The organism is Neobacillus niacini, from assembly GCF_030817695.1.
GTDB lineage: Bacteria > Bacillota > Bacilli > Bacillales > Cytobacillaceae > Neobacillus > Neobacillus niacini_F.
In genome coordinates, this window is the sequence record NZ_JAUSZQ010000002.1 from 593,763 (window position 1) to 619,299 (window position 25,537).

Consider the following 25,537-nt stretch of genomic DNA (forward strand, 5'->3'; position numbering starts at 1 on the left):
GAGGTGGTTGGTAAAAGGGAAACAGGCACTACAAAAGCGTGCCTGTCACCCTTTTACCACCACCGCAGCCTAACTAACACAATCTTTGTAAGAGGGTGGTGAGAACCTATGGCATCATTACGCGATATAAAAAATAGTATTAATTCGACAAAAAAGATGAGTCAGATTACGAAGGCAATGGAGATGACTTCTGCTGCGAAATGGAACCGTGGAGTTATGAATGCAAAAGCATTTGTTCCTTATATGGAGAAAATCCAGGAAGTTACGGTTGCTGTCGCAATGGGCAGTAACGATGTTAATCATCCAATGCTTGAATCTAGACCTGTCAAGAAAACTGGTTATATTGTTATGACATCCGACCGTGGTCTAGCTGGTGCGTTTAACAGTAACGTGATCCGTCGTGTGTTCCAAACAATCCAAAGTCGCCACAAATCGAAGGACGAATACTCGATTATTGCGATCGGTCGTGTGGCCCGTGACTTTTTTGCGAAACGTGGCATCAATGTCGACCTCGAAATTATTGGGCTTTCCGATCAACCGAGCTTCGAAAGCGTGAAAGACATTACCAGTAGTACGGTAGGTATGTTCTCCGATGGAACCTTCGATGAACTTTACTTATATTACACTCATTATAAAAGTGCCATTACTCAAGAAGTTACTGAGAAGAAGCTGCTCCCACTAACGGATCTTTCGACTTCTTCAGAACTAACGTCTTATGAATTTGAGCCATCTGCAGAAGAAATTTTAGACGTTCTCCTGCCTCAATATGCTGAGAGCTTAATTTACGGTGCTCTTTTAGACAGTAAAGCGAGTGAGCATGCAGCCCGAATGACGGCGATGAGAAATGCTACTGATAATGCGAAAGAAATGATCAAAAACTACTCACTTATCTACAACCGTGCTCGTCAAGCAGCGATTACACAAGAAATTGCCGAAATCGTCGGTGGAGCAGCGGCATTAGAGTAGAACGAAAAGCGGAAGCGCCTTGCTCAGGGGCGCTGAAGCTGGACAATCTATATTTTTTAAAATGAACCCCATTTAGGGGCCTTGATAAGTCCTGGCTGAGGGAATGAATTCGTCGTTCCCGCGCTCATTTGAGGACTATAACTAGTATGTGTGATTTCACTAGGTTCCTTTTTAAAAGAAAGGGCTTTTGTGAAGAAGTAAGATAGGAGGGAAAATGATGAATAAAGGACGCGTTCTTCAGATTTTGGGTCCGGTTATCGACGTTAAGTTTGAAAACGGCCAACTTCCTGAGATTTATAATGCTTTAAAAATCGATTATAAAGCGCAAAGTCAGTCTGAAGTTGACATCCACTTAACTCTTGAAGTAGCCCTTCATTTAGGTGATGATACGGTTCGTACAATTGCAATGGCTTCCACTGATGGTGTAATGCGTGGAATGGAAGTTATTGATTCAGGAGCTCCAATTTCTGTACCGGTTGGGAACGTAACACTTGGCCGTGTATTTAACGTATTAGGTGAAGCAATTGACCTTAAAGAGGATATTCCAGCGAGTGAGCGCCATGATTCGATTCACCGCGAAGCTCCAACGTTTGAAAATCTTTCTACTGAAGTAGAAATTCTTGAAACGGGTATTAAAGTAGTAGACTTACTTGCTCCTTATATTAAGGGTGGTAAGATTGGTCTATTCGGTGGTGCCGGGGTAGGTAAAACGGTATTAATCCAGGAATTGATCAATAACATCGCGCAAGAGCACAGCGGTATTTCGGTATTCGCTGGTGTTGGTGAGCGTACACGTGAAGGTAATGACCTTTATCATGAAATGACGGATTCAGGCGTTATCAAGCAAACAGCGATGGTATTCGGACAGATGAACGAGCCGCCAGGAGCACGTATGCGTGTTGCACTGACTGGTTTGACAATGGCTGAATATTTCCGTGATGAGCAAGGACAGGACGTTCTTTTCTTCATGGATAACATCTTCCGTTTCACGCAAGCAGGTTCTGAGGTTTCTGCGCTATTAGGCCGTATGCCTTCTGCCGTAGGTTACCAGCCAACGCTTGCTACTGAGATGGGTAAATTACAAGAGCGTATTACTTCTACAAATAAAGGTTCTGTTACATCGATCCAAGCGATTTATGTACCTGCCGATGACTATACGGATCCGGCTCCTGCTACAACTTTCGCTCACTTAGATGCAACAACAAACCTTGAGCGTAAGCTTTCTGAGATGGGTATCTACCCTGCGGTGGATCCACTTGCATCAACTTCTCGTGCATTGTCACCTGAAATCGTTGGTGAAGAGCACTATAATGTTGCTCGTCAAGTACAGTCAACATTACAACGTTACCGTGAATTACAGGATATCATTGCGATCCTAGGTATGGATGAGCTTTCTGATGATGATAAGTTAGTAGTACTTCGTGCGCGTCGTATCCAAAACTTCTTATCACAGAACTTCCACGTTGCTGAACAGTTTACTGGACAGCCAGGATCTTATGTACCTGTAAAAGAAACGGTTCGTGGTTTCAAAGAAGTCCTTGAAGGTAAGTATGACCACCTTCCAGAAGATGCATTCCGCTTAGTCGGCCGTATTGAGGACGTAGTGGAAAATGCAAAACGTATGGGTGTAGAGGCCTAATACCGACCAGGAGGGTAAAAAATGGAGACGATTAAAGTCAGTGTTGTTACTCCCGATGGCCCGGTGTATGAGTCAGAGGTGGAAATGGTTATTGCCAAGGCTCAAAGTGGTGAATTAGGTATTTTAGCTGGACATATTCCAATGGTTGCTCCTCTTGAAATTGGCGTTGTACGCCTCTTAAAGGCTGACAGCAAAGAAGAGGATCTTGTTGCAGTGAGCGGCGGCTTTTTAGAAGTCCGCCCTGACCAAGTAACAATCCTAGCTCAAGCCGCTGAAAAGGCAGAGGATATCGACGTGGAACGTGCACTAAAAGCAAAAGAACGTGCCGAGCAGCGTATGCAAGATCAGAAAGCGGAAGACATTGACTTCCGTCGTGCTGAACTAGCCCTGCAGCGTGCCATCAACCGTCTACAGGTTACCGGAAAACAATAATAGTTTAGAATTAAACCCTTGCTGGTCGACGGACTGGCGGGGGTTTTTTTGTGTCCTATGCATAACTTTTCACTTAATGGAAAATAGTAAGTGTTGGAAGGTTTTTACCAAATTATAGGTCAGCCTGCTTGAGGGTGAATACGGATGAATACGGAAAAAATAAGTGGACTCCAACTTTTTTATTTAATGGCCGGTTATGTCTTAGGGACGGCAATTATATTAGGGTTAGGCTTAGATACAAAGCAGGATGCATGGATTTTTATATTAGTTGGTATGTCAGGCAGTTTAGTCATAATGGCTGTTTTTACGCAATTAGCTGTCTATTATCCAGGGGATTCATTGGTTGAGATACTTCCTAAGATTCTCGGGAAGTATCTTTCTTATCCGGTCATTTTGCTTTATATTTCCCATTTTACCTATTCTGCGGCCAGAGCTAGCAGGGAATTAGGCCATCTTATTGTGACAACAATTCTATCTGAAACTCCTATTTTTGTTGTCATTGCCAGTTTTATGGTGCTGATGATTTATTGCTTGCGGGGTGGTCTAGAAACATTTGCCCGAATGGCGGAAATCGTGTTTCCTATTTATATATTTTCTCTCATTCTTATTTGGATTCTACTCTTTAGCGTAGATCAATTTGATATGAGAAATCTTACTCCTATACTAGGAAACGGATTAAAGCCAGTATTGAAAGAAGCTATTCCTGTTGCAATCAATTTCCCGTTTGGAGAAACGATTGTCATCATGATGTTATTCCCTTATTTGGGCGATAAAAAGGCTGCAAGAAGGATAGGAATGTCAATCATTCTGGTTGGTGGTCTGCTATTAACGGTTAACTCGATTATGATGATTTCCGTTTTAGGACCAGAAATTTACAGCAGGGATATTTTTTCTCTTCTAGCCGCCACACAAATGGTTTCGGTTGCGGATTTTCTCGAGCGTTTTGATGCACTTGTCATTTTAATGATGGTGGCGGGGGTGTTTTTTAAGGTAGGGGCGTTTACTTTTGCCGCGGCGGTTGGAATTTCTCAGTTACTCAGGTTAAAACAGATTCGGTCGGCCCTCCTTGGACTCGGGTCCATCATTCCCCCGCTATCGCTAGTAACAGCATCTAGTTTTGTGGAACATATTGAATTAGGCTTTAACTTTTATGTTCCATATGTACATACTTTTTTGCAAATCATTCTGCCGCTTCTATTTTTGTGCATTGCTTTTATTCGCAAAAAATCGGGTCAACGATAGGATCAATTTATGATTAGGTGGTGCTGCCATTGAAAATTTTTCGGCAGATGAAAAGATTGAGTGCTAAAAATAAACCTCATATGCAAGAGCAGAGCGTTCAAGAGCAAGGTAACAACGAGGGTTTAACGGGCAATCTTGAGGAAGATTTTCAACGGATCAAACAGCTTTTTGAAGGGGCAGCCGATTTTGCTTATCGGGAAATTAAAATCAACGCTGCTTACTCGGCAAACATTTTATACCTAGATGGGTTAGTCAATGTAGAAAGAATGGAATTGCATGTCATTCATCCGTTATTAAAGGCTAACGAGAAATTACCGAGGCATGCTGAAATAACCATAGATAATATAAAAGGGGTTCTTAGTTCAGCCCAAGTAAGGCAAGGGGTAACCTTTCAAGAAGTGATTGATCAAATTTTAGCAGGTGGAACGATTTTACTCATGAATGGCTGGAAAAGCGCTCTTTTTATTAGCGAGCAGTCATGGGAGCAGCGCTCGGTTGATGAACCAGTGTCGGAAGCAGTCGTCTTAGGCCCAAGGGAAGGTTTTACCGAAAATATCCGAACAAACGGAAGTATGATTCGAAGACGGTTAAAAACAACGAAACTAAAATTTGAATATATGAAGCTCGGAAGCCTTTCTCAAACGGAAGTGATGATTACCTATCTTGAGGATATTGCCCAGCATTCGATTGTAGAGGAAGTTCGGAGCCGATTAAATCGAATTGAGATTGACGCCATTGAGGATAGCGGCTACATTGTCGAATTTATTGAGGATGAGCCCTTTTCTCTGTTCCCCCAGGTGCTGCAGACGGAACGGCCGGATCGAGTGGTTGGTAATCTTCTCGAAGGAAAAGTCGGAATTTTGGTAGACAACAGCCCATTTGCCCTTATTGTTCCGGTCACTTTTTTTGAAATGATGAATTCTCCTGAGGACTATTATGGAAGGTTTATCATGACTTCGTTTATTCGGTTTATCCGCTATTTATTTTTAGCTGTTGCTTTATTGTTTCCTTCTATTTATATTGCGGTGACCACCTTTCACCATGAATTACTTCCAACCAATCTGATATTTAGTGTCGCGGCCTCAAGGGAAAAGGTGCCGTTTCCAGCGGTGGTTGAAGCATTGTTAATGGAAATAACCTTTGAGGCATTGCGTGAAGCAGGGCTGAGGTTGCCGAGACCGATTGGATCGACTGTCAGTATTGTTGGTGCATTGGTGGTGGGGCAGGCAGCGGTTGAGGCTGGAATTGTCTCTGCTCCATTGGTTATTGTTGTCGCAACGACAGGGATAGCGTCGTTTATGTTTCCGAGTTACCCCTTAACAGGAGCGATTCGCCTCCTTCGCTTTTTTATGATTTTTTTAGCAGCGACGCTGGGGTTTTATGGGATTCTTCTTGGGATTTTCTTTATATCAGTTCATATGGTCCAACTTCGGTCGTTCGGTGTTCCCTATATGGCACCAATCGCTCCCTTTCATTTTAATAATCTTAAAGATATATTTATTCGGGCTCCATGGTGGAAAATAAATGAACGTCCACATGAAACAGGAAAAAGGAATTTGAAACGGTTAAGCTCCCGGAAGCCTAAATATTAGCTCGTTTTTTAAGGCTCTTTTCTAAAACTTTGTTGCTTTTTGGAACAAAAATTTATTAAGAAAAGAGCCAGCAAACTAAATTCTAAAGCGCAAAATAGATATTTCCACGTTAAAATCGGCTTTAAGATTTTAACAACAATATATGCGAGAAAAGCCCTTTTATACAGGACAGGATGGTCTTAATGAAAGTGATGAGAATGCTTTTAATATCGGGAATGATACTGGTTTTACTGACAGGTTGTTGGAACCGGGTTGAAATTAATGATATTGCTATTGTGACTGCGATTGGCTTAGATCTTGTCGATGACGATCAACTCCGATTAACACTTCAGGTGGCTATTCCTGCAAAGTTAGTAACGGGAGGCACAGGCGAAAGCGGCGGGAAAAGCACCATTGTCATTTCAGAAACGGGTGCAACAGTATCGGAAGCATACCGTAATATTCAAGGAAAGCTGTCTAGACGGATCTTTTTTTCCCAAAGCCGTGTCCTTTTGATTGGCGAGGATTTAGCTAAAAAGGGAGTTTTTCATATTGTTGATTTCCATACAAGGTACGCTGAGCCCCGAATCAATAGTTTTATTATGTTTACGAAGGGCAAAGCCTCTAAAATCCTCAATAGTATGCCGAAATTTGAAAGTGTCTCGGCGGAAGAAACGAGAGAGCTAGCTAAAATGAGTGTGGGGTTAAAAATTTATGTCAGGGATTTTTTGAATATGCTTCTGTCAGAGGGGATAGAGCCATTTGCTTCACAGTTTACCTTAAAGCCATTAGAAGTGAATACAAAAAATAAATCAGATGAGACTCAGGCTGTAGATGGAATCGCTGTGTTTAAAGGGGATAAGCTAGTTGGCTGGATGGATGAGGTTGAAACGCGAGGACTATTGTGGCTTCGTAATGAAATCAAAACTGGTGTGATCACCATCAAAATTCCTGAGGAAAAAGGCGGAGGAAACATTAGTATGGAAATCGTAAGAGGAGAAACGAATATTGTTCCCATACTCAAACAAGGGAAATTAAAACTGGATGTGGAGGTGGTTACCGAATTGAGTGTAATCGAAAATGACTCGAATTTAAAACTCCATGAAACAAAGGTGATCAATGAGATTCAAACATATGCTGAGGAGGAAATTAGCAAGAGAGTTGAAATGGTCGTAGAAAAGGCACAAAAGGAGTATGGGTCAGACATTTTTGGCTTTGGTCAATCAGTCTACAAGAAATATCCGAAGGAATGGAATACACATTATAAAGAGAACTGGGAGAACGAATTTGCCCAAACAAAGGTTGCCATCCATTCTAAAGCCTTTGTAAGAAGAATCGGTTTAATTAAATGACAAGAGGAATGAAGAATGCTTAAGATTTTATTGATGATCCTCATTTTCGGGGTGATTTTTGCAGGTGAAATTCCACAGCTAGTACGAAAAGGGGAAATGAAAGAATTAGTGGTGTTTTCACTTCTAGCCCTAATCGGATTGGCATTAAGTATTTTGATGGTGGTACGGTCGTTTATTTAGGTAATATTTTATCAATCACCCCCCTGCTGGTCGACGGACTGGCGGGGGTTTTTTATTTTTTAAAAGAAAAATTATTATAAAGATAATATTTCATCTGTTACTTTGTCTGAATTTATGGTAACTTAGGCTAATAATGAACTATTGTAGAATACCTATAATGAAAAGAAGGTCGGGCATTCTAGTTTATGCCGTACTGTATTATAAATTGTTTGAAAGTTCCCCCAATTTTGATATTGACGTTAAAGGTTATATAATGTAATATCATATTATAATACAACATTACATCTAAGAGGACATCCTGAAAAATAGTCTGGAGGTTGATCGGGACAAAATTAACATGTAAGCGCTTTATAGTATTCTATCAAAAACAGAAGAAATATTGGGGGGTATGTTTATGAAACGATGGTTTACTCTAGCAATCAGTATTTTAGTAGTGATGTCATTATTAATAGGATGTTCATCTAAGAGCTCTAATTCAAAATCAGAGGATGGAAAAACAACGATCACTTTCTTCCATCGTTGGCCGAATGAGCCGTATAAGTCTTATTACAAACAAGTTATTGCAGAGTTTGAAAAACAGAATCCTGATATTCATGTTGAAGAAGTAACAGCGTTAAATGATGATTACAAACAAAAGGCGAATGTTATTCTTGGCAGTAAGAATCCCCCAGATATTTTCTTCAGCTGGGTAGGAGAATATGGCGAGAAGTTTATCCGTGATGGTGTGGCGCTAGATCTATCAGAATATTATGCAGCTGATACTGAGTGGTCTGGCCAGTTAATTGAGTCACAAGTGGAACATTTCAAAAAGGATGGAAAAGTGTACGGCGTGCCACTTTTTACCGACAGTAAGTTATTTTTCTACAACAAAGAGGTTTTTGACAAGTTAAATCTTAAGGCTCCAACGACTTGGGATGAGTTCATCACAGTACTTGAAACACTAAAGAAAAGTGGTACAACTCCATTAATTCTAGGTAACAAATCTCCTTGGGCTGCTGCACACTATGTAACTGCACTAAACCAAAGAACAGTGCCTGGTGAAGTATTAGATAAAGATTTTAGTTATCAAGGTGCAGAGTTTACTGACCCTGGTTATGTGGAAGCGTTAGAGAAGTTGAACGAATTAAAACCATACTTAAATGAAAATCCAAACGCGTCGGCGCATGATGAAACTAGAAACTTATTCATTGGCGGTAAAGCAGGAGTAATCCTCTTAGAAACGCTTGAAATTTCTTTCTTAGATGATGCTCCGTTTGAATGGAGTTCCTTCAAAGTTCCGACCATTGAGGGAGCAAAGGGTGACCAAGAAGGTATCATCGGTGCACCTGAAGGATTTATGGTAACGAAGAAATCCGCGCATCCTGAAGAAGCAATGAAATTCTTGAAGTTCTTAACTTCAAAAGCAAATGGTGAGAAGTTAATCAAGGATACCGGTTTTGCAAGTACGGTTCAAGGTGCTGTAAATGAAAATACTGCAAGTGAACAAGAAGTAAAGGCAATGGATATGATTATCGAAGCAGGAGATATGTTAATTTGGGCGGATAGTGCTTTAGACAGCCGAGTGTTCAAACCATATGGCGACGGTGTTCAAGCGATGTTAGGTGGTACGATGACACCAGAAGAAGTAATGAAGAGTGTTCAAGAAGCAGCTAAACAAGTGAAAAAATAGGAGAAAGATGAAGTCTATTAAATGGTCGGTTTATGAGATATATAGTTTCCTATAAACCGACTTTTAATAGATGTTTGATGGGAGGGGTATAAATGCCGAGAACACGAATCATCCCGATACTGTATATTGCACCAGCTTTAATTATGCTGTCCTTATTTGTGTACTATCCATTAGTTCGAAATTTAGTAAATGGTTTTTATGAATGGAATCCATTTACTTTAGATAGAAGCTTTGTATCAATCGAAAATTACACACGCCTCTTTAAAGATCCCGTCTTTTACACGGTGTTGAAAAACAATCTATTTTATGCCGTGATCTCCGTTATTCTTCAAGTAGGGCTTGGTTTGGTGATTGCTGCTATCTTAGAAGACAAGGTATTTAGGAGATTTTCTACCTTCTTTCGGACAACCTTTTTTATCCCGGTTTTGATTTCGATGACGGTTATTGGGATTCTGTTTAGTTTTATCTATAACCCTGAAGTAGGGTTACTTAATAGTTTTCTAAGAGCCATCGGGTTAGGAGAATGGGCAGAAGGCTGGCTCGGGAATCCAAAAACTGCGATCTTCGCAGTCATATTTGTTTCGCAGTGGCAGAGTATCGGGTATGCGGTCATGCTGTTTGTATTGGCAGTCCAAAAGGTTCCTGGGGAGTTATACGAAGCAGCTACGATTGACGGAGCTGGGAAACTTCGAACCTTTTTCAGCATAACGGTGCCGCAAGTAAAAGAAATGACCTTTGTGTTATTAATCTATACAGTTACAGGATCGTTCTTGGTGTTTAGTGAGGTTTATGTATTAACGAGTGGTGGTCCTGCTAACTCATCACAAGTCTTTAGTACATATCTCTATCAGAAGGCGTTTATTGATAGTGAACCAGGGTTCGCCTCAGCGATAGCCAATGTGATTTTGGGGATTACCTTAATCTTTTATTTTGTTCAGAATAAGGTCTTAAAAACGGGGGAGGAGTAAAAATGAAGCCGGTAGAGTCAGAGGTTGCAAGCAGCCCGGAAGTAAAGCTATCACAGATAAAGCTGAAGTCGAAATTACGTAATCCAGGGACGCCAGTCGTTGTCGGACTAATCTTTGTTTTTCTCCTCCTCTATTTTATAGCGATTGCCTATCCGTTATTTTGGATGGTCATCAATTCGTTTAAAAATACGGCAGACATTTTTAATGACAGCTGGGGATTGCCGAAGGAATGGTTGTTTTCCAATTATGCGACAGCATGGCAACAGGGTGTTTCGAGTTATTTTGTTAATAGTGTAATTATTACAGTGGGCACCTGTCTGTTAACGGTGTTAATCAGTGCCTTGTGTGCGTTTGGTTTGACGCGCTTTCAAATCAAAGGCGGAAAATTTCTGCTGCTATTTGTTTCAGCAGGCTTGATGTTTTCACCGCAGAGCAGTTTAATTCCGCTTTATGAGTTAATTCAGCAAATGGGGATATTTGATACGCATTGGGCGTTAATACTAACCTTTACTGCTTATCGAATACCTTTAACTGTTTTGTTAATCCGCTCCTTTTTCCTATCGATTCCTAAGGAGCTGGAAGAGTCTGCTTATCTAGACGGTGCAACGAGTTTGGATGTATTCGGAAGAATATTTATGCCGATGAGTAAACCAATATTGTTTACCGGCGTGATTTTAACCGCTTATTATGCTTGGAATGAGTTTTTATTCTCCTTGATCTTTATTCAGACAGAAGAGGTCAAGCCAATTACATCAGGTTTATTAGTGTTTAAAGATGCACTTAATACGAATTGGGGAGTATTAATGGCTGGCTTGGTGATCTCAGCGCTGCCATTGATTGTCGTCTTTATGTTAATGCAGAAATACTTTGTCCGCGGTTTAGCCGACGGCAGTGTAAAAGGATAATGATGGGGGATTTCCCCCCTTGTTAAAATTTGTTTGCTGATATTGACTAAATTGGATAATAATTCTATTATTGTTATAACGTTATATAACGTATTATAAAAAGGGAGTGGAATCGATGTTGAATTTTAGCAGGGAAAAGTATTTGAAAGTAACCGGTGGAGCTATTGGATTAAGAGAAGAAATTGAAAAGGTAGCAGACAAGGTTTTTGAAAAGGGATTTAAAAATATTTTTCTAATTGGATCTGGCGGGGCAGTAGCTACATTTTATCCGTTCGAATACATGATTAACTCAACATCAACGATTCCAGCTTACGCTGAAATTGCTGCAGAGCTTGTATTGCAAAATAACAAGCAATTAACTGAAGAATCGCTTGTCATCTTATCTTCGTTGTCAGGTACAACAGAAGAGACAGTAGCAGCAGCAAAATATTGTAAACAGCTTGGGGCAACGACGATTGGATTAACGGGTGAATACAACCAGCCGCTTGCAGATACAGTTGATTACCCTTTAGTTAATTTTGCAGAAAATGACTTTGCCAGCGATTCCAACCAATTAGTGCTTTATCAATTAATTTTTAAACTTATGAATAAAAATGGTGATTTCCCTCGCTATGAGGAGTTTGCAGCTCAATTAGAAATTCTACCTGAGAAGTTAATAGAGGCAAAAGAAAAGTTCGAACCTAAAGCAGAAAACTTTGCGGTTACGTACAAAGATGAGCCTTATCATATGGTAGTCGGTTCCGGCACAACCTGGGGCCGCGCTTACTCCTATGCCATGTGTGTATTAGAGGAAATGCAATGGATTAAAACAAAATCCATCCATGCAGCGGAATTTTTCCACGGGACATTGGAGATTGTCGAAGAAGATACGAGCATGTTATTGCTAAAAGGCCAAGATGATACTCGTCCGTTGATGGAGCGTGTCGAACGCTTTGCTGAAAAGTATACAAAGAAATTAACAGTGATTGATACTGCAGAGTATGAGTTAGCAGGAATCAGCGAAGAGTTTAGAAAATACCTATCGCCGATTGTCACGTCTACGTTACTGCAAAGATTAAGTGTTCATTTAGAGGATAAACGAAATCATAATTTAGAGATTAGAAGATACTATCGAACAGTGGCTTATTAATTCGTAAGGAAGGCAAAGCGCCTGGAGCATAAATCAATAGCTTATTAAAAGGAACAGGAAAGATACAATAAACTTATTGTATCTTTCTCTTATTCAATTTATTGGGAGGGTTTTGAAGATGAGGCTAATTGCGGTTGGAGATAATGTAGTGGATTATTACGATGATCGCCAGGAGATGTTCCCAGGCGGAAACGCATTAAATGTAGCGGTCTTTTGGAAACGCTACGGTGTCGAGGAGGTTTCTTACATAGGGATCATCGGGAATGATGAAGAAGGCGAGCATATTATCAACTCGTTACAGGTTGAAGATATCGATGTTTCGCAGGTACGCCGTGCGTTTGGACCATCAGGTGAGGCCGTTGTCACTTTGGATGAGCATGGTGATCGGATATTTGTCGGCTCAAATAAAGGCGGCATTCAAAAGCACCTGAAATTGAATTTTACAAAAGAAGACCTAGAGAGTATTGGCACCTATTCACTGCTACATACGAGCGTATTTAGCCATATCGAAAAAGAACTGCCCATATTAAAAAAGTATGTTAATATCTCGTTTGACTTTTCAACTATCCATGATGACGACTATTTACAGCTAGTCTGTCCGCATGTGAAGTTTGCAATTTTCTCTGGTGGAGATTTATCAGCTTCTGAATGCGAAGCCTTGATTAAAAAGGTCCATGCTGAGGGAACACCAAATGTGATCGTTACAAGAGGCTCTGAAGGGTCGCTATTCTCTGATGGAAAACAGGTGTTTACACAAGGAATTGTTGAAACAGAGGTAGTTGATACACTCGGAGCAGGAGATACCTTTGTAGCTGTGTTCCTAAAGGAATACATTGTAAATGGAAATGCACAGGAAGCGATGGAAAAAGGTGCAGCAGCAGCTGCTGAAACCTGCCAGCGGTTTGGCGCATTTGGCCATGGGAAGAAGAGAGCGCGGAAAATTGTGCTTTGTTAGCATTTAGATGGAGGGGACCTGTTGGCTGGTAGAGTATTGGGTTCCTTTTTGAAATGATTTTCCTAAATTACGTCGTATTAACACCGTTATTAGTAAACTCGTCATAATTGGCGAGTTTCTTTATTTGGAATACAAAAACCTTATTTAATGTAAGATCTCATCGTAATGAGGTACTATTGGATTTTTTTAGATACTTTTTAAATAAGGTGTCTTGTCCTTTTTAGAGTAACCAGTAAAGTAGAATAAGCGGAGATTTTCCGGTTATATGAACAATGGAGCCCGTTTCGGTGAATATAAGCGGAGATTTTCCGGTTAATCAAAGAAAAGTCTCCCATTTTCGAATTTTTTGAGCCAATAGGCGGAATCTCTCCGTCTATTTAAGCCCTTTTTAACAATAATTCAAAATTAAGCGGAATTTGTCCGTCTATTTATCCTCTCGAGTGCTTAATCTAGCCTGCCCCTCAATCTCAGTTTTGGATTCTAAAAAGAAAAAAGCTCCTGAGTCGAAACTCGAGGAGCTCTTACTTTTAGTATTCTACTTTCCACATATAACGTCTTTTTGAGAGTGGGTGGTTGCGGGCTTCTGCTAATTGTTCTGCGTATCGGCGCAGTACGTTGTTTAATACCAGCGGTGCGATGTAGCCTTTTAAGTCTTCGTCAACACCAGTTAAATCGAGATCCTTGGCGTCTAATACAACCAATTTCTCGCCGTACTTTTTCGAGAAGTCTAATGCTCTTTCATCTAATGGGCGTGTTTCATCTAAGCCAAGAAGGATAATGAAAGGTACATCTTTATCAATGATTTCGAATGGCCCATGGAAGTATTCACCAGCGTGAATCGCATTGGAGTGGATCCACTGCATTTCCATTAGGATACAAATGGCGTAAGAATAAGCGATTCCATAGTTTGCTCCGCTTGCCATTGTGTAAATAACTTTTTCGTCCTTGTAGTCCTGGCCGAATTGGAACGCTTGGTCTTTATATTGTACATCTGATTTTTCAAATACAGCTTGAAGGTTTGTTAAGCTGTTGATGACCTTATCAAACTTGTCATTACCTTCTAAAACGTTTAGGACACCGAATGTTAATTGGTAAAGCAGTCCTAAGTTGGTATTAAAGGCAACAGATTCTGTACCCCATTCGTATTTAACCACAAATTCACTTTCAATAGCTAAAGGTGAGGTTGGTTGATTTGTATATCCAACGGTTAAAGCGCCTTTTTGGCGGGCAAATGTTGCTGCAGCGACTGTTTCAGGTGTTGTACCAGACATGGAGCATAGGACAACAAGTGAGTTTTCGCCAAGTTTTTTAGGATTACGATGAATGAATTCATTGGCACTATAAACATCTGATGTAAGATTTTTTGCCTCGCGGTCTAGTATGTACTTGTTTGGGTACATAATCGCAGAAGAACCACCGCAAGCTACAAAATATACGTGGTTAATGGTACGTCCTTTCAATGCCTCTAATACATTTTTAACCTGCGGATCGACAACTACTTGTGAATTTACCATTCATGTTTCCCCCTTAAATTCATTTTGAAAGGTTTAAAATATAATATAACATTATATAACATTATATTAATTCACCCCTTTTTAATTGTCAATCTTTTTAGAACATTTAATTTATTAAAATATATTAAATTGACATATAACGTAATATAATGTTATATTAATTCTAATATTTTGCTATTTTTTAGAAGGGGTTGGGATGATGGCTAAGATTACGATGGATCAGGTAGCTGGGATGAATTTTCATTATAAGCACTACCCTTTGGAGTACTTTCTAAACGCTATGGTTCGTTATGAATGTAAAAATATCGAACTATGGGGTGCATCTCCTCATTTTTATGTCGATGATTTGAGTCTCCACGAAATTCGAAATATAAAAAAAGAGATTAATAGAAGAGATTTATCCGTAGTCTGTTTCACACCCGAGCAGTGTGTTTACCCAATCAATCTAGCTGCGAAAGAAGAACGGCTGCGTAAGAAAAGCATTCAATACTTTATTAAATCAGCCGAGGCAGCTAAGGAGTTAGGTGCACCGATGCTTTTAGTTACTCCGGGCTGGGGCTATGAAAATGAAGAACCACATGAAGCGTGGAAAAGAACAAGAGATTCATTGGAGAAGTTATCGACAGTGGCAGCTGATTTAGACCTAACCCTTGCATTTGAACCTTTAACAAGAGTGGAATCCAATTTGGTGTTCGATTCTAAGTCTTTAAAAAGAATGTTAGATGAAGTGAATAGTCCAAATCTAAAAGGAATGATTGATACGATTCCGATGGCCTTGGCAAATGAAGATTTTAAGAACTATTCCAATTTATTAGGTGAGGATTTAGTTCATATCCATTTCATTGATGGTAAGCCAGAAGGTCATTTGGTCTGGGGAGACGGCGTTTTACCTTTGGAGAAATACATCTGTCAATTAAATGAAATTGGGTATAAAGGTTTTCTAACTTTAGAATATACTTCCTATCAATATGTACAAAATCCGGATGAAGCGATGGAACGGTCATTGAAGATCCTTACAGATGTGATAGATGGTTGAAACAAATTGATAGTGTGATTTAAAAGCTATATACTTAGTAGTACGAAGGATAAAGTAGAGAGGTTATTTGTAAGCCTTTACTTTATCGAAAATTAGGCAGGTGGATAGATATGTTAAAACAGGATGACCAAGTTCCATTATACATCCAATTGAAAGAATCGATTCGCAGCTCGATTGTGAATGGTGAATTAAAATATGGAGACAAGATTCCAACAGAATTAGAATTGAGCGAGGAGCACAAAATTAGTAGAATTACGGTCAGAAAAGCAATTCTTGAGCTCGTGGAAGAAGGCTATCTGGTTAAAAAACAAGGCAAGGGTACGTTTGTAAACAAGCGGAAAATTGAGAGGAAAATCGTTCATTTTTTAAGCTTTAGTGACGCCTGTAAGGCAAACGGATTGATACCAAGCAGCAAAGTAATTAAAAAGGAAATTATCCAGCCTACCCCAAGGGATCAAAAGCTGCTTCAACTTGATGATGGAGACGCCCTTCTGTTTATTCAACGGGTAAGATATGCCAGTGATTCACCGATTATGCTCGAGAATAACTATTTTTCATATAAAGAGTTTCATCCCTTATTAAATGAAGATTTGGATGCGTCGGTCTATAAAGTTTTGGAAGAAAAGCTAAATGTAAAACCAACAGGTGCCAGTGAAACTTCCTTGGAGATTGTCAGGGCTGGTGAAGAAGAAGTTCAATTGCTAAACGTTGCGAGCGGTGAACCACTGTTTTATATGGAGACTTTGGTACATGACGAAAACGGCAAGCCGGTTCACATCGGCAAGCAGTATATCGTTGGCGAGAGTTATAAATTTATTTTAAAGCAATAGGACGGTAAACAATTTGACACACATGGGATACCTGAAATTTTTTTCATGAGGAAGTAGATTACAATGTGGAAAACGATCAAAGAATGTCTATACATTTTATTTGGTGGAGTCATTTTTTCAGTAGGTATCAACTACTTTACGATCCCAAACCTGTTGTCAGAAGGCGGTATTATCGGCCTTACGGTTATTGCACATTATCTTTTTGACTTGTCCCCAGGGATGGTGAATTTTGTCCTCAATACAGTACTAGTGTTGGTCGGATACAAATTTCTAGAAAAAAGGGCGATTATTTATACGTTATTTTCTATCTTTTCTTGTTCTCTTTTTATGTATATCACGGAGGAGACGGGTAAAAGGATAACCGATGACCCACTATTAGCAGCTATCTTTGCTGGACTTTTAGTTGGCGGAGGCTTAGGGATTATTTTTCGTGCTGGAGGTACTTCGGGTGGAACAACAATCCTAGCGAAATTGGCGAATCAGTTTTTAGGCTGGAGCATGGGTAAAGGCATTCTACTGATTGATATCATCGTAGTAGCTGGTTCTGTCTTTATCATTGGGTTAGTAAAAGCGATGTATACCCTTATTGCCGTTTATATCGGCGCTAAGGTCATTGACTTTATTGTTGATGGACTCGAGGAAAAAGTGGCGGTTTTCATCATTTCGAATTCTCCACAATTGGTGCTGCGTAGTGTTACGAATAAAATGTCGAGGGGTATTACCGTATTAGAGGGGCGCGGCGGTTATACGGGTGATAATAAGGAAGTCCTATACATTGTGATTAGCCGGCAAGAAGTCGTTCGGTTAAAAAATATGATTAATGAAATTGACGAGCACGCTTATGTTACTGTCCATCATGTGCAGGAAGTGATTGGAAAAGGGTATAAGGCAAGCTAAAATAGAATAAAAAGTAATGGCAGAGCAGATGAGTTCTCTGCCATATTTTTTTGCTGAAGGAGGGGAGTATGTTGAAACGAGAGGCGCATGAATTGTTAAAGCGCCTAAAACATTTTTTTGTAAATTAAAAAATAAAAATGATATTTCACTAGAGGTTCCAATCAACCTCCTAATATTTCTTTTTATCCCGAATTTTTTTTATGATTACTGGTGTCAAGGATAGCGCAACAGGGATAAACGCTCCCATGATGATATTTAGTGGAACATAGGACTGGAACAGAAATTCGTTTAGTTCACTGTAATTTTTGGCAAATAAGAAAGATCCAACACCAATGAGCCAAGCCATGGGAATGACCAGAGGCTGGTAGGTACGTAACTTAAATACTTGTGCCAAGCCAAGCGTTAAACCGTAGAAAAATACCGAGATTCGTATCATTAAGCCGACTGTCCAAAACAGGACGGCAATCGCGTCAAAGCGGTTTATGACCTCACCAGCACTGATATAACGAACCTCTGAAAAGGTTGGAAATGACATTTTTGCTGCTTCTACGGGTCCGAACAGTGCGACAGGCCCAGTAATCGGGCCGAGGAAAAAAATTAACGTAATCAGTGCTGTCCAAATCCCCGTTTTAACTAGTTTTTTTGGCTGTTGTACATAGGGCAGAATCATCCCTAACACAACAAATTCCCCAAACCAGCCCATCACGGAAAGAGCACCTAGTCCAACAGGTTGGAGCCCATTCCCGAGAATTGGCAATAAGTTCGAATAGTCCTTCTTTTCTCCCATCGTTAAGAAGACGACCGCTATGGCAATGATGACTAACACAGGAAGCATGATTTGGTTAAGCCGGCCAAGTGATTCTAAACCAGAATAGACAATAAACGCTGTTAAAAGAAGAATGATGGTCACAAATGCCCACATCGGTGTTTCGGTCATTATAAGTTTATAAGATTCCACAAATAATCTTACACCGAGCACAACCATGATATAGAAATAAATAAGGTACAGAATACCTATTATTTTCCCAACCCATGAAAAATGGATGAACAAAATTTCAATCAGAGTAAGACCAGGAAATCTCTGTGCTAGTTTGACCACTGCGATAATTCCGATTAAACCTAGGGCAGTACCGATAATGGCAGCAATCCAGCCGTCTTGGCGGCTTTGCCTTAGTACAACAGTTAGTAATATTAAGTGCCCGATGATCGTTAACGAAGTTATCGCCAGCATCGCTGCTTGGATATTACTGATTCGACCTCTCTCAATCATGTATAGTACCTCCGTTTCATGTTCCAAAGGGGCTCAGTGTATTCAAAAGCTTAGAAAATGAAGGAGGGTCAAGTTCGTAGATGGTGATAATTCCTAAAATGACTGCGCCTCCAATGATTCCCAACTGGACAAATAATGTCTTAAACTCTTTCCTTTTCCAGACAAAGTAAAGGTGAGTCCCTGTTGTCACTAAGATTAAGAGAATAAATAATATACTCAGTAGAATTTTCATATGCTACCTCGATTCATTTGCTTTGCTTTGTTCCTTTAATAGTCCATAGCGGGAGATATTTCCGGAAACGTTTAACTCGACATCCAAACTTTTCAATCCACCCTTCCTCCATCCAGGTGCCAAATGGTCCCACTGTGCTGGGTACTTTCGGTATATGGCTCTACCAAACCCGAATATATCTGTTTCCCACTGCTGTTGGGCTATTGATAAGGTTTTTAATGACTCTGCTCTGATTTTTGCCTCAAATTGTTTGTTTAGCTTTTCGATTTGAGCAGTATCGCCAGAGAAGTCTTTGCAAGTAACCTCTACAATATCAGCCTCAGCTTGAATGTTAACCTCCATTTTTAGCTGATCATCCGAGAGTGTTGGTATCATTGTCGATGTCGATTTTCTGAGATTTAGGCCTACTTTACCTTCGGGATCGCTGCTTCCACAAGCTAGGATTAAATGTCCTTTTTCTAGTTCACCTCTTATCCATAGAAGCCCTCTTGTTTCCTCTTGGGTAAGGAAACCCTGAAGTTTTGAACCTTTAAAGGCAGCCGTCTCGTAGAGGCTCAGTTTGTTAGGTGCGTTTGGTTCTCTTTTTGAAGGAGTCTTCTCAACCTTGATTTGCTGCTTCTCTGTAGGAGTATTGATTACCGCGGTAATCGGGTCAATCGTATCGCTGGTAAGGGCGTCGGTAAATTTGCTAATGTCTTTTAGCATCTTAGTTGAAGAAAACCGGCTGTTTAAGGCTAAATCGTATAATTCTGAAGCAAGTGTTGGATTTAAGCTTGGTGTTTTTTTGACGATATCCTCTGCTAATCCCTTAGTCACAAACAGCTGTATACTAGGGCGAAAATCATTTTGCCTTTTGAAAAAATCCAATGAGGTCGTCATTCGGTTACGCGCAGCTTTTTCCCCAAAAACCACTGCATTGACATGTCCCAGATAGATTTTTTCCGGAATGACGCTGGATAACTTACCCATTGCCTCGAAAAGGTTTTTACCTGTTGCTGTATTGATAAGAAAACTTTCTTCGGGATTCCCTGGAGTACCAGCTCCTTGGGAAAAAAGCATATTGGGTTTTACAACAGAAACCGTCAAGGTCACATCACCTGCGCTGTCCTCATCAACACCAACCATATGGATGATGGCAAGATTATTAATTTCTTGGGCGCTCCAGCAGCCAGTGATTGAGAGAATCGCAAGAATCGTTAATAAAAATGCTAGGAACCGTTTCCGTTTATTCATCTTTCTTTTCCTTTTGGTTTCTTGATGGATTGGCATAGTTGTCATCACCTGCACGATATTGATTACCACTGTCTAGTCCTGGGGCACGTGTATCCATTGCCCACCATGGAGCTCTTATAAACACATCTTTCCAGCCTTCTTTCCGCGCTGGAGAAACAGGCGAAAAATAAGGTACTCCAAAGGAACGTAAACTAACTAAGTGGGTTAAACCAAACATTAAAGCGACGAGTATCCCCATAAACCCAAAAAGTCCGGCTAATATCAGGATAGGGAGTCCTGAGAATCGAATAATTTGGTGAAACTGATAATTCGGAAGAATAAAGGAAGTGAGCGCGGAAACAGATATCACGATGGCCATCACCGGCCCAATGATCCCTGCTTGAACAGCTGACTGGCCGATTAAAACGAGTCCTAGAACGGTAACGATACCGCTGCCAAGAGTTCTTGGCATTCTTATTCCTGCCTCCCGCAGTAATTCGTATGTGATGACTAAAAAAATCGCCTCAACCACTGCAGGGTATGGTAACGCTTCACGACTGGCAGCAATTCGAATTAACAATGGTGTTTGCAGCAAATCGTGATGAAAGGTTGTCAATGCGACATAAAAAGCGGGCAGAATTAACGTAACAAACAGCCCGAGAAAGCGTATCCAGCGAACTGCGGTGGCAACGATTGGACTAGTATAATAGTCATCCCCCGAATGGAGAAACTCTACAAACATGACGGGGACTGTTATGACAAAAGGAGCACCGTCAATGAAAATGGCAACTTTCCCATCTAATAAACTGCCGCAAACCCGATCGGGACGCTCTGTAGTATATACTGTTGGGAACGGAGATTTAGGAGCATCGCTAATCATCGATTCAATATATTGACTTTCAAGAACCCCGTCGATCTTGATTCGGGATAATCGTTCATGTACTTCCTTTACAATCTGGTCGTCCGCAATTCCTTTTAGATATACGACGCATATTTTCGTATGTGTTTGCTCTCCAAGTGTAAGGTGCTCAACTTTTAAAGAGGACGTACGAATCCGTTTACGAATTAACAGTAAATTTGTTTCAATATCTTCTACAAAACCTTCTTTAGGGCCTTTGATTGTGGGTTCTGTCGTTGGCTCTGTTATTTCTCTTCTGGCAGATTTTTTTGTTTGAAAGATGAAGAGCTGATCCAGTCCATCAACGATTAAAACGGTATTACCAGCTAGGATATTTTCCGCTGCGTTATTAGAGCCCGCTGATACTGTTAGTATGGAGAATGGAAATTGCTGATGAATAAATGTCTGGAACGTATCAACTGAACTGATTTTATGATTTTCTATATAACTTGAAAAACCTTGTTCAACCTTAAGGAGTGTTTGGTTATCGACCATCTCTTTTAGATAAAACAAACATCCTTTTTTACTAGCTATTTGTATATTTTGAAAGACGAAATCGTCACATTCTTTAAACATCCCTTTTAGAACCGAGATATTTCCTTCAAAACTACCCATCCCATACACCTCCGTAGAGATAGGATTTGTAAAAAATGTAACACTTATTCTACTATCCCAAGAATTGCTCTCATTATATTTTTCGTCGGTCCAGGCTCAAAGAAAACGTATAAAATCAGATATACTAATATACCTGTCGTGGCGGAGAAAAACCATATAATGGCTGCTGCTGGACCGATTTTTTTGTGTATCGGCCATCTTGTATTTAGTGCCGAATGAATCGTTATAGCTCCAAATAAGACCCCTGTAATAGCCAGTAAAATATGAAAGAGGAGGAATGTTGTGTAGTAGGGTTTTAAACTAGCTGGACCTCCAAACGATGTGTTTCCGATGAGGAGCGTTCTTGTTATGTAGATTATGAAAAATAATAAGGCAAAGGCAGCTGCAGAAACCATCATCCTCTTATGTAATGATTTGTTTCCTTTCACAATAAAATACCAGCCAAATGCAACAAGAACCGCACTAATTACGATACAGAAGGTACTGATTAAAGGGAGAATCTTCACTATTTAATTACCTCTTTTTACTTCAATTTTATGGTCAGACGGTTAGTACTTACATAGCCAATTTGGTAAATGTATATACATTGGAGCAATTTCTGACGGGGGAAACGTATTGGCACGTAAAGATTGATTTGGAACATAAAAAGTAAATTTGGCACATGAATTATAAAATCGTACGATTATTTTGATGTTTTCTTTAAAATAGGTCATTTGATTAGGATTTTGGTTAGTGAACAAAACCAGGGAACTCTCTCAAACTGGGACAAAATCACAGATAAATACCTGGACGAGTCTTATGACTGCTTTAGATTACGGGAAGGAATAGAATGCATATCAATCATGAATCGAAAATGCCTGAGCCAGTCTTACGACTGTCTTTTTCAGCGTTTAGAAGAGGGCAGAATTAATTAGGCAGGTAAACAAATGGTTTATGCAGGTGAGGAAAGAAAAATGCAGGTAAGAGTGAGAAATTGGCGGGTAGAGGAGGAGAATTGGCAGATAGGAGATGGGGAGCTAGGTATTATGCGTATCCCGAATTGGTGAAGTGGATATTTGAGGCGTATTTTGAGGGAGAAAATGATGATGGCCAGTCTTGCGACTGGCATTTATAGGAAATTAGTAGGATGTTGATTATATTTATTCCTTTTTAATAGAAAGTTTTGAATGATTTGGTTTATTGTGAATATGATGGTGTTGTGGGTTGTACGATTTGTTATTTAAATATTGAGTTTTGACTAGTTTAAATCGATGTTTTTTGTATTAAAGGGTACGATTTGGTGTATTTTTTATGACAATTCTCACTGACAATTATATATTTTTGTTATTTAATGTCGATATAGGGAACTTTTGGCTCTTTTGAGCCAAGTGCTAGGCACGTCATCTTTCGCTCCGCTTCAGATCACGTGCATGAGGTTCAAGGTTTTGCAGTTCGCTCTTGCGTCATCTCTGAAGTGATTTCTGGGAGCCTTTTCTGCGAGATCACGCAAACGCTCAGGGGGTGGGGGCTTTGTATCGACAAACCAGCCTGCGGACAAAATTGGAAATTCTATCGCCATGTGCTAACGCACATTGCGCTTCCGCTGTCGCGTAAGCTTGCAAAACTTCTCAATTCAAGGCGTTTTTGAGAGCGAGGTCTCAAACGCTTGAATTGAGAAGTTTTGCGGCGATAGAATTTCCAATTTTAATGGGGTGGTGTTGTCGACACAAAGTTGTAACAGTGCTATAATGTTATCGGTTACAAATTTCATTGTTATGAAAATTTACAACATTGGAGGGGATGGGCATGGAACTTTTGAATTTATATCAGAATAATTATCTGATAGTTTTTGTGTTCCTCTGTCTTGGGGTGCTGTTGCCGTTGGTGGCGTTATATTTAGGTAAGCTTTTGCGTCCTCATAAGCCGAGTGTCGAGAAGTATACCACATATGAAAGCGGTATTGATCCATTTCACGATTCCCGTGTACAGTTCAATGTCCGCTATTATATTTTTGCCCTTATGTTTGTTATTTTTGATGTAGAGACTGTGTTTTTATATCCATGGGCGGTTGCCTATGATAAGCTGGGAGTTTTTGCGTTAATTGAGATGTTGATTTTCGTAATTATGCTGTTGATTGGCTTAATCTACGCTTGGAAGAAGAAGGTGCTACGATGGACTTAAAACTAGATGACCTTTCACCACAGGAAATGAAAGAACTAGAAAGAAATGTGTTTTTTGCAACGCTAGAGCAAATTAAAGCATGGGCACGCAGTAATTCATTGTGGCCGATGACATTTGGTCTGGCTTGTTGTGCGATTGAAATGATGGGTACTGGCGGAGCAAACTATGACCTTGACCGATTTGGGACTATTTTCCGGACGTCGCCACGTCAGTCGGATTGCATGATTGTGTCTGGTACGGTTACGAAGAAGATGGCGCCGATTGTCCGCCGTTTGTATGATCAAATGCCAGAGCCGAAATGGGTGATTGCGATGGGTTCATGCGCAACTGCAGGTGGTCCGTATGTGAAATCTTATTCTGTTGTTAAGGGTGTCGATCAAATTGTCCCTGTTGATGTTTATATCCCTGGATGCCCACCAAACCCGGCCGCATTAATTTATGGAATTAATAAATTAAAGGAAAAGATTCGCTATGAGGCGAAGACTGGGAAGAAGGTGATCTAACCGATGAGCGGGGAGAAGGATCTCGATCAATTAAAAAGAGAAGCAGCTGAGAAAGCGAAGGCGGCAGCATTAGCGAAGCGTCAGGCGAAGGCAGCAGGAGAATCTCAAGGTGCTCCGAAACAGGAGGACAAACCTTCTGAACAAGGTTTTAGTCAGAATGAGTTGCCAGCCCAAGCAGAGCAGCCGGCGGGTAAGCCTGCTGAAGATGGTGCAGATTTAGCGAAGAAAAAGGCAGCTGCGGCGGCGAAGGCAAAAGCGGCAGCGCTCGCAAAGAAAAAGCGTGAAGGGATTGTTGAGGAAGAGACTCCTGTTCCAGTCGAGGCTGCAAAAGAAACGCCAGCGGCTGAAGCACCAGAGGATGGAGACGACCTTGCGAAAAAGAAGGCAGCAGCGGTTGCAAAGGCAAAAGCGGCAGCAGCGGCAAAGCGGAAAGCAATGGAGTTAGCTGCAGGCAATGCGCCGGCAGAAGAAACACCAGCCGCAGAAGCTGAAACCAGCGATGACGGTGATGATCTTGCGAAGAAAAAAGCGGCGGCGGTAGCAAAGGCAAAAGCAGCGGCTGCGGCGAAACGTAAAGCGATGGAGCTAGCAGGCGGCGAAGCACCATCTGAAGAACCAGCAGGAGATGACGCTAAGGCGAAGGCAGCCGCGGCAGCCAAAGCGAAAGCAGCGGCGGCAGCGAAGGCAAAGGCGGCAGCAGCAGCCAAAGCGAAAGCAACTGGAGCCGGTGAGGCGGACACTGCGGCGACTGGCGATGATGAAAAAGCGAAGGCGAAAGCAGCAGCAGTGGCAAAAGCCAAAGCGGCGGCAGCAGCCAAGGCAAAAGCAGCTGGAAATGCGGGCGACGCAGCACCGGCAGAGACCGTAGCGGCGGCACCATCACCAAATCAGCCTTTCTTAGATAAGTACAGGAAGGTTATTGAGGAAAACTTAGGCCCTGATGTTTTAGAAGATTCTTATATTAATAAATTATCGAAAGATGTTCCTACACTTGTTGCGAAGAAAGATACATATTTCAAAGTAGCTCAATTTTTAAAATACAATGAGCTCCTTGGGTTTGATTATCTCTCTGAGCTGCATGGAACTGATTTTGTCACACATATGGAAATTTATGTTCACTTATTCTCATACAAAAATCGCCAATCAGTGGCGTTAAAAGTAAAGATTGACCGCGATGAACCAACAATCGAGTCCTTGCAGCCTATTTGGGCAGGTGCTAACTGGCCTGAGTGCGAAGCTTATGATTTATTAGGAATTAAGTTTACTGGACATCCGAATTTACATCGGATTTTGCTAGGAGAAGATTGGGTTGGCTATCCACTGCGTAAAGATTATGAACAGTATGATGTGGAGGTGTAACCA

The 25,537-nt window shown here is 40.7% G+C and carries 23 protein-coding genes; 18 read left to right on the forward strand and 5 right to left on the reverse strand.

Going from position 1 to position 25,537, the window contains the following annotated elements:
* Positions 1 to 108 precede the first annotated feature (108 nt).
* The 12 genes from atpG to QFZ28_RS03270 all read left to right on the forward strand — a co-directional run bounded on the left by atpG (position 109) and on the right by QFZ28_RS03270 (position 13,008).
* Complete coding sequence (atpG, locus tag QFZ28_RS03215) at positions 109 to 966, forward strand: ATP synthase F1 subunit gamma (RefSeq protein ID WP_307193311.1); 858 nt, start codon at positions 109 to 111, stop codon at positions 964 to 966.
* Between the two features lie 217 nt (positions 967 to 1,183).
* Positions 1,184 to 2,605: a F0F1 ATP synthase subunit beta gene (gene atpD / locus QFZ28_RS03220; RefSeq protein ID WP_307193312.1), complete on the forward strand. Its 1,422-nt coding sequence runs from the start codon at positions 1,184 to 1,186 to the stop codon at positions 2,603 to 2,605.
* Positions 2,606 to 2,626: 21 nt separating this feature from the next.
* Positions 2,627 to 3,037, forward strand: a complete 411-nt coding sequence (locus QFZ28_RS03225; RefSeq protein ID WP_307193313.1) for a F0F1 ATP synthase subunit epsilon — start codon at positions 2,627 to 2,629, stop codon at positions 3,035 to 3,037.
* Between the two features lie 144 nt (positions 3,038 to 3,181).
* On the forward strand, positions 3,182 to 4,279 hold the full coding sequence (locus QFZ28_RS03230) for a GerAB/ArcD/ProY family transporter (RefSeq protein ID WP_307193314.1): 1,098 nt from the start codon (positions 3,182 to 3,184) through the stop codon (positions 4,277 to 4,279).
* Positions 4,280 to 4,308: 29 nt separating this feature from the next.
* Complete coding sequence (locus QFZ28_RS03235) at positions 4,309 to 5,871, forward strand: spore germination protein (RefSeq protein ID WP_307193315.1); 1,563 nt, start codon at positions 4,309 to 4,311, stop codon at positions 5,869 to 5,871.
* A gap of 182 nt (positions 5,872 to 6,053) precedes the next feature.
* Positions 6,054 to 7,202 carry a Ger(x)C family spore germination protein gene (locus QFZ28_RS03240; RefSeq protein ID WP_307193316.1) on the forward strand — a complete coding sequence of 383 codons (1,149 nt, stop codon included), beginning with the start codon at positions 6,054 to 6,056 and terminating at the stop codon, positions 7,200 to 7,202.
* Positions 7,203 to 7,217: 15 nt separating this feature from the next.
* Positions 7,218 to 7,382 carry a hypothetical protein gene (locus QFZ28_RS03245; protein WP_307193317.1) on the forward strand — a complete coding sequence of 55 codons (165 nt, stop codon included), beginning with the start codon at positions 7,218 to 7,220 and terminating at the stop codon, positions 7,380 to 7,382.
* Between the two features lie 394 nt (positions 7,383 to 7,776).
* Positions 7,777 to 9,051 (forward strand): ABC transporter substrate-binding protein, encoded by a 1,275-nt coding sequence (locus QFZ28_RS03250; protein ID WP_307193318.1) that lies wholly within the window; start codon positions 7,777 to 7,779, stop codon positions 9,049 to 9,051.
* 92 nt (positions 9,052 to 9,143) lie between these two features.
* Positions 9,144 to 10,019: a carbohydrate ABC transporter permease gene (locus QFZ28_RS03255; RefSeq protein ID WP_307193319.1), complete on the forward strand. Its 876-nt coding sequence runs from the start codon at positions 9,144 to 9,146 to the stop codon at positions 10,017 to 10,019.
* 2 nt (positions 10,020 to 10,021) lie between these two features.
* On the forward strand, positions 10,022 to 10,924 hold the full coding sequence (locus QFZ28_RS03260) for a carbohydrate ABC transporter permease (RefSeq protein ID WP_307193320.1): 903 nt from the start codon (positions 10,022 to 10,024) through the stop codon (positions 10,922 to 10,924).
* 115 nt (positions 10,925 to 11,039) lie between these two features.
* On the forward strand, positions 11,040 to 12,053 hold the full coding sequence (locus QFZ28_RS03265) for an SIS domain-containing protein (RefSeq protein WP_307193321.1): 1,014 nt from the start codon (positions 11,040 to 11,042) through the stop codon (positions 12,051 to 12,053).
* Positions 12,054 to 12,153: 100 nt separating this feature from the next.
* Complete coding sequence (locus tag QFZ28_RS03270) at positions 12,154 to 13,008, forward strand: PfkB family carbohydrate kinase (RefSeq protein WP_307196937.1); 855 nt, start codon at positions 12,154 to 12,156, stop codon at positions 13,006 to 13,008.
* 527 nt (positions 13,009 to 13,535) lie between these two features.
* Here QFZ28_RS03270 and QFZ28_RS03275 read toward each other — a convergent pair.
* The gene (locus tag QFZ28_RS03275; RefSeq protein ID WP_307193322.1) at positions 13,536 to 14,522 is read right to left on the reverse strand and encodes an SIS domain-containing protein; all 987 of its coding nucleotides are present in this window, start codon (positions 14,520 to 14,522) and stop codon (positions 13,536 to 13,538) included.
* Between the two features lie 199 nt (positions 14,523 to 14,721).
* On the opposite strand from QFZ28_RS03275, the gene QFZ28_RS03280 reads away from it, so the two are divergent.
* The 3 genes from QFZ28_RS03280 (at position 14,722) to QFZ28_RS03290 (ending at position 17,285) form a co-directional block, all read left to right on the forward strand.
* Positions 14,722 to 15,558 (forward strand): sugar phosphate isomerase/epimerase family protein, encoded by an 837-nt coding sequence (locus tag QFZ28_RS03280; protein ID WP_307193323.1) that lies wholly within the window; start codon positions 14,722 to 14,724, stop codon positions 15,556 to 15,558.
* Positions 15,559 to 15,668: 110 nt separating this feature from the next.
* Positions 15,669 to 16,388 carry a GntR family transcriptional regulator gene (locus QFZ28_RS03285; RefSeq protein WP_307193324.1) on the forward strand — a complete coding sequence of 240 codons (720 nt, stop codon included), beginning with the start codon at positions 15,669 to 15,671 and terminating at the stop codon, positions 16,386 to 16,388.
* Between the two features lie 63 nt (positions 16,389 to 16,451).
* Positions 16,452 to 17,285: a YitT family protein gene (locus QFZ28_RS03290; RefSeq protein ID WP_307193325.1), complete on the forward strand. Its 834-nt coding sequence runs from the start codon at positions 16,452 to 16,454 to the stop codon at positions 17,283 to 17,285.
* A 169-nt stretch (positions 17,286 to 17,454) separates the two neighbouring features.
* Here QFZ28_RS03290 and QFZ28_RS03295 read toward each other — a convergent pair whose 3' ends face one another.
* The 4 genes from QFZ28_RS03295 to QFZ28_RS03310 form a co-directional block, all read right to left on the reverse strand.
* Positions 17,455 to 18,555 carry a GerAB/ArcD/ProY family transporter gene (locus QFZ28_RS03295; RefSeq protein WP_307193326.1) on the reverse strand — a complete coding sequence of 367 codons (1,101 nt, stop codon included), beginning with the start codon at positions 18,553 to 18,555 and terminating at the stop codon, positions 17,455 to 17,457.
* Positions 18,556 to 18,790: 235 nt separating this feature from the next.
* A complete protein-coding gene (locus tag QFZ28_RS03300) occupies positions 18,791 to 20,056 on the reverse strand; it encodes a Ger(x)C family spore germination protein (protein WP_307193327.1) in 1,266 nt (421 codons plus the stop codon).
* A complete protein-coding gene (locus QFZ28_RS03305; RefSeq protein WP_307193328.1) occupies positions 20,013 to 21,512 on the reverse strand; it encodes a spore germination protein in 1,500 nt (499 codons plus the stop codon). The genes QFZ28_RS03300 and QFZ28_RS03305 overlap by 44 nt, the downstream gene beginning before the upstream one ends.
* Positions 21,513 to 21,556: 44 nt before the next feature.
* The gene (locus QFZ28_RS03310; protein WP_307196938.1) at positions 21,557 to 22,021 is read right to left on the reverse strand and encodes a DUF420 domain-containing protein; all 465 of its coding nucleotides are present in this window, start codon (positions 22,019 to 22,021) and stop codon (positions 21,557 to 21,559) included.
* Between the two features lie 1,276 nt (positions 22,022 to 23,297).
* On the opposite strand from QFZ28_RS03310, the gene QFZ28_RS03315 reads away from it, so the two are divergent.
* Genes QFZ28_RS03315 through QFZ28_RS03325 form a run of 3 tightly spaced genes read left to right on the forward strand, consistent with a single transcriptional unit; the run spans position 23,298 to position 25,534 of the window.
* On the forward strand, positions 23,298 to 23,672 hold the full coding sequence (locus QFZ28_RS03315) for an NADH-quinone oxidoreductase subunit A (protein WP_179599056.1): 375 nt from the start codon (positions 23,298 to 23,300) through the stop codon (positions 23,670 to 23,672).
* Positions 23,663 to 24,175 carry a NuoB/complex I 20 kDa subunit family protein gene (locus QFZ28_RS03320; protein WP_063254614.1) on the forward strand — a complete coding sequence of 171 codons (513 nt, stop codon included), beginning with the start codon at positions 23,663 to 23,665 and terminating at the stop codon, positions 24,173 to 24,175. The genes QFZ28_RS03315 and QFZ28_RS03320 overlap by 10 nt, the downstream gene beginning before the upstream one ends.
* 3 nt (positions 24,176 to 24,178) lie before the next feature.
* Positions 24,179 to 25,534, forward strand: a complete 1,356-nt coding sequence (locus QFZ28_RS03325) for an NADH-quinone oxidoreductase subunit C (RefSeq protein WP_307193330.1) — start codon at positions 24,179 to 24,181, stop codon at positions 25,532 to 25,534.
* The last annotated feature ends 3 nt before the right edge of the window (positions 25,535 to 25,537 follow it).

Bases quoted from the DNA above. Each gene is read 5' to 3' on its own strand.
- atpG (WP_307193311.1), top strand. From the start codon at position 109: ATGGCATCATTACGCGATATAAAAAATAGTATTAATTCGACAAAAAAG.
- atpD (WP_307193312.1), top strand. From the start codon at position 1,184: ATGAATAAAGGACGCGTTCTTCAGATTTTGGGTCCGGTTATCGACGTT.
- QFZ28_RS03225 (WP_307193313.1), top strand. From the start codon at position 2,627: ATGGAGACGATTAAAGTCAGTGTTGTTACTCCCGATGGCCCGGTGTAT.
- QFZ28_RS03230 (WP_307193314.1), top strand. From the start codon at position 3,182: ATGAATACGGAAAAAATAAGTGGACTCCAACTTTTTTATTTAATGGCC.
- QFZ28_RS03240 (WP_307193316.1), top strand. From the start codon at position 6,054: ATGAAAGTGATGAGAATGCTTTTAATATCGGGAATGATACTGGTTTTA.
- QFZ28_RS03245 (WP_307193317.1), top strand. From the start codon at position 7,218: ATGCTTAAGATTTTATTGATGATCCTCATTTTCGGGGTGATTTTTGCA.
- QFZ28_RS03250 (WP_307193318.1), top strand. From the start codon at position 7,777: ATGAAACGATGGTTTACTCTAGCAATCAGTATTTTAGTAGTGATGTCA.
- QFZ28_RS03255 (WP_307193319.1), top strand. From the start codon at position 9,144: ATGCCGAGAACACGAATCATCCCGATACTGTATATTGCACCAGCTTTA.
- QFZ28_RS03260 (WP_307193320.1), top strand. From the start codon at position 10,022: ATGAAGCCGGTAGAGTCAGAGGTTGCAAGCAGCCCGGAAGTAAAGCTA.
- QFZ28_RS03265 (WP_307193321.1), top strand. From the start codon at position 11,040: ATGTTGAATTTTAGCAGGGAAAAGTATTTGAAAGTAACCGGTGGAGCT.
- QFZ28_RS03275 (WP_307193322.1), bottom strand. From the start codon at position 14,522: ATGGTAAATTCACAAGTAGTTGTCGATCCGCAGGTTAAAAATGTATTA.
- QFZ28_RS03280 (WP_307193323.1), top strand. From the start codon at position 14,722: ATGGCTAAGATTACGATGGATCAGGTAGCTGGGATGAATTTTCATTAT.
- QFZ28_RS03285 (WP_307193324.1), top strand. From the start codon at position 15,669: ATGTTAAAACAGGATGACCAAGTTCCATTATACATCCAATTGAAAGAA.
- QFZ28_RS03290 (WP_307193325.1), top strand. From the start codon at position 16,452: ATGTGGAAAACGATCAAAGAATGTCTATACATTTTATTTGGTGGAGTC.
- QFZ28_RS03295 (WP_307193326.1), bottom strand. From the start codon at position 18,555: ATGATTGAGAGAGGTCGAATCAGTAATATCCAAGCAGCGATGCTGGCG.
- QFZ28_RS03300 (WP_307193327.1), bottom strand. From the start codon at position 20,056: ATGCCAATCCATCAAGAAACCAAAAGGAAAAGAAAGATGAATAAACGG.
- QFZ28_RS03305 (WP_307193328.1), bottom strand. From the start codon at position 21,512: ATGGGTAGTTTTGAAGGAAATATCTCGGTTCTAAAAGGGATGTTTAAA.
- QFZ28_RS03315 (WP_179599056.1), top strand. From the start codon at position 23,298: ATGGAACTTTTGAATTTATATCAGAATAATTATCTGATAGTTTTTGTG.
- QFZ28_RS03320 (WP_063254614.1), top strand. From the start codon at position 23,663: ATGGACTTAAAACTAGATGACCTTTCACCACAGGAAATGAAAGAACTA.
- QFZ28_RS03325 (WP_307193330.1), top strand. From the start codon at position 24,179: ATGAGCGGGGAGAAGGATCTCGATCAATTAAAAAGAGAAGCAGCTGAG.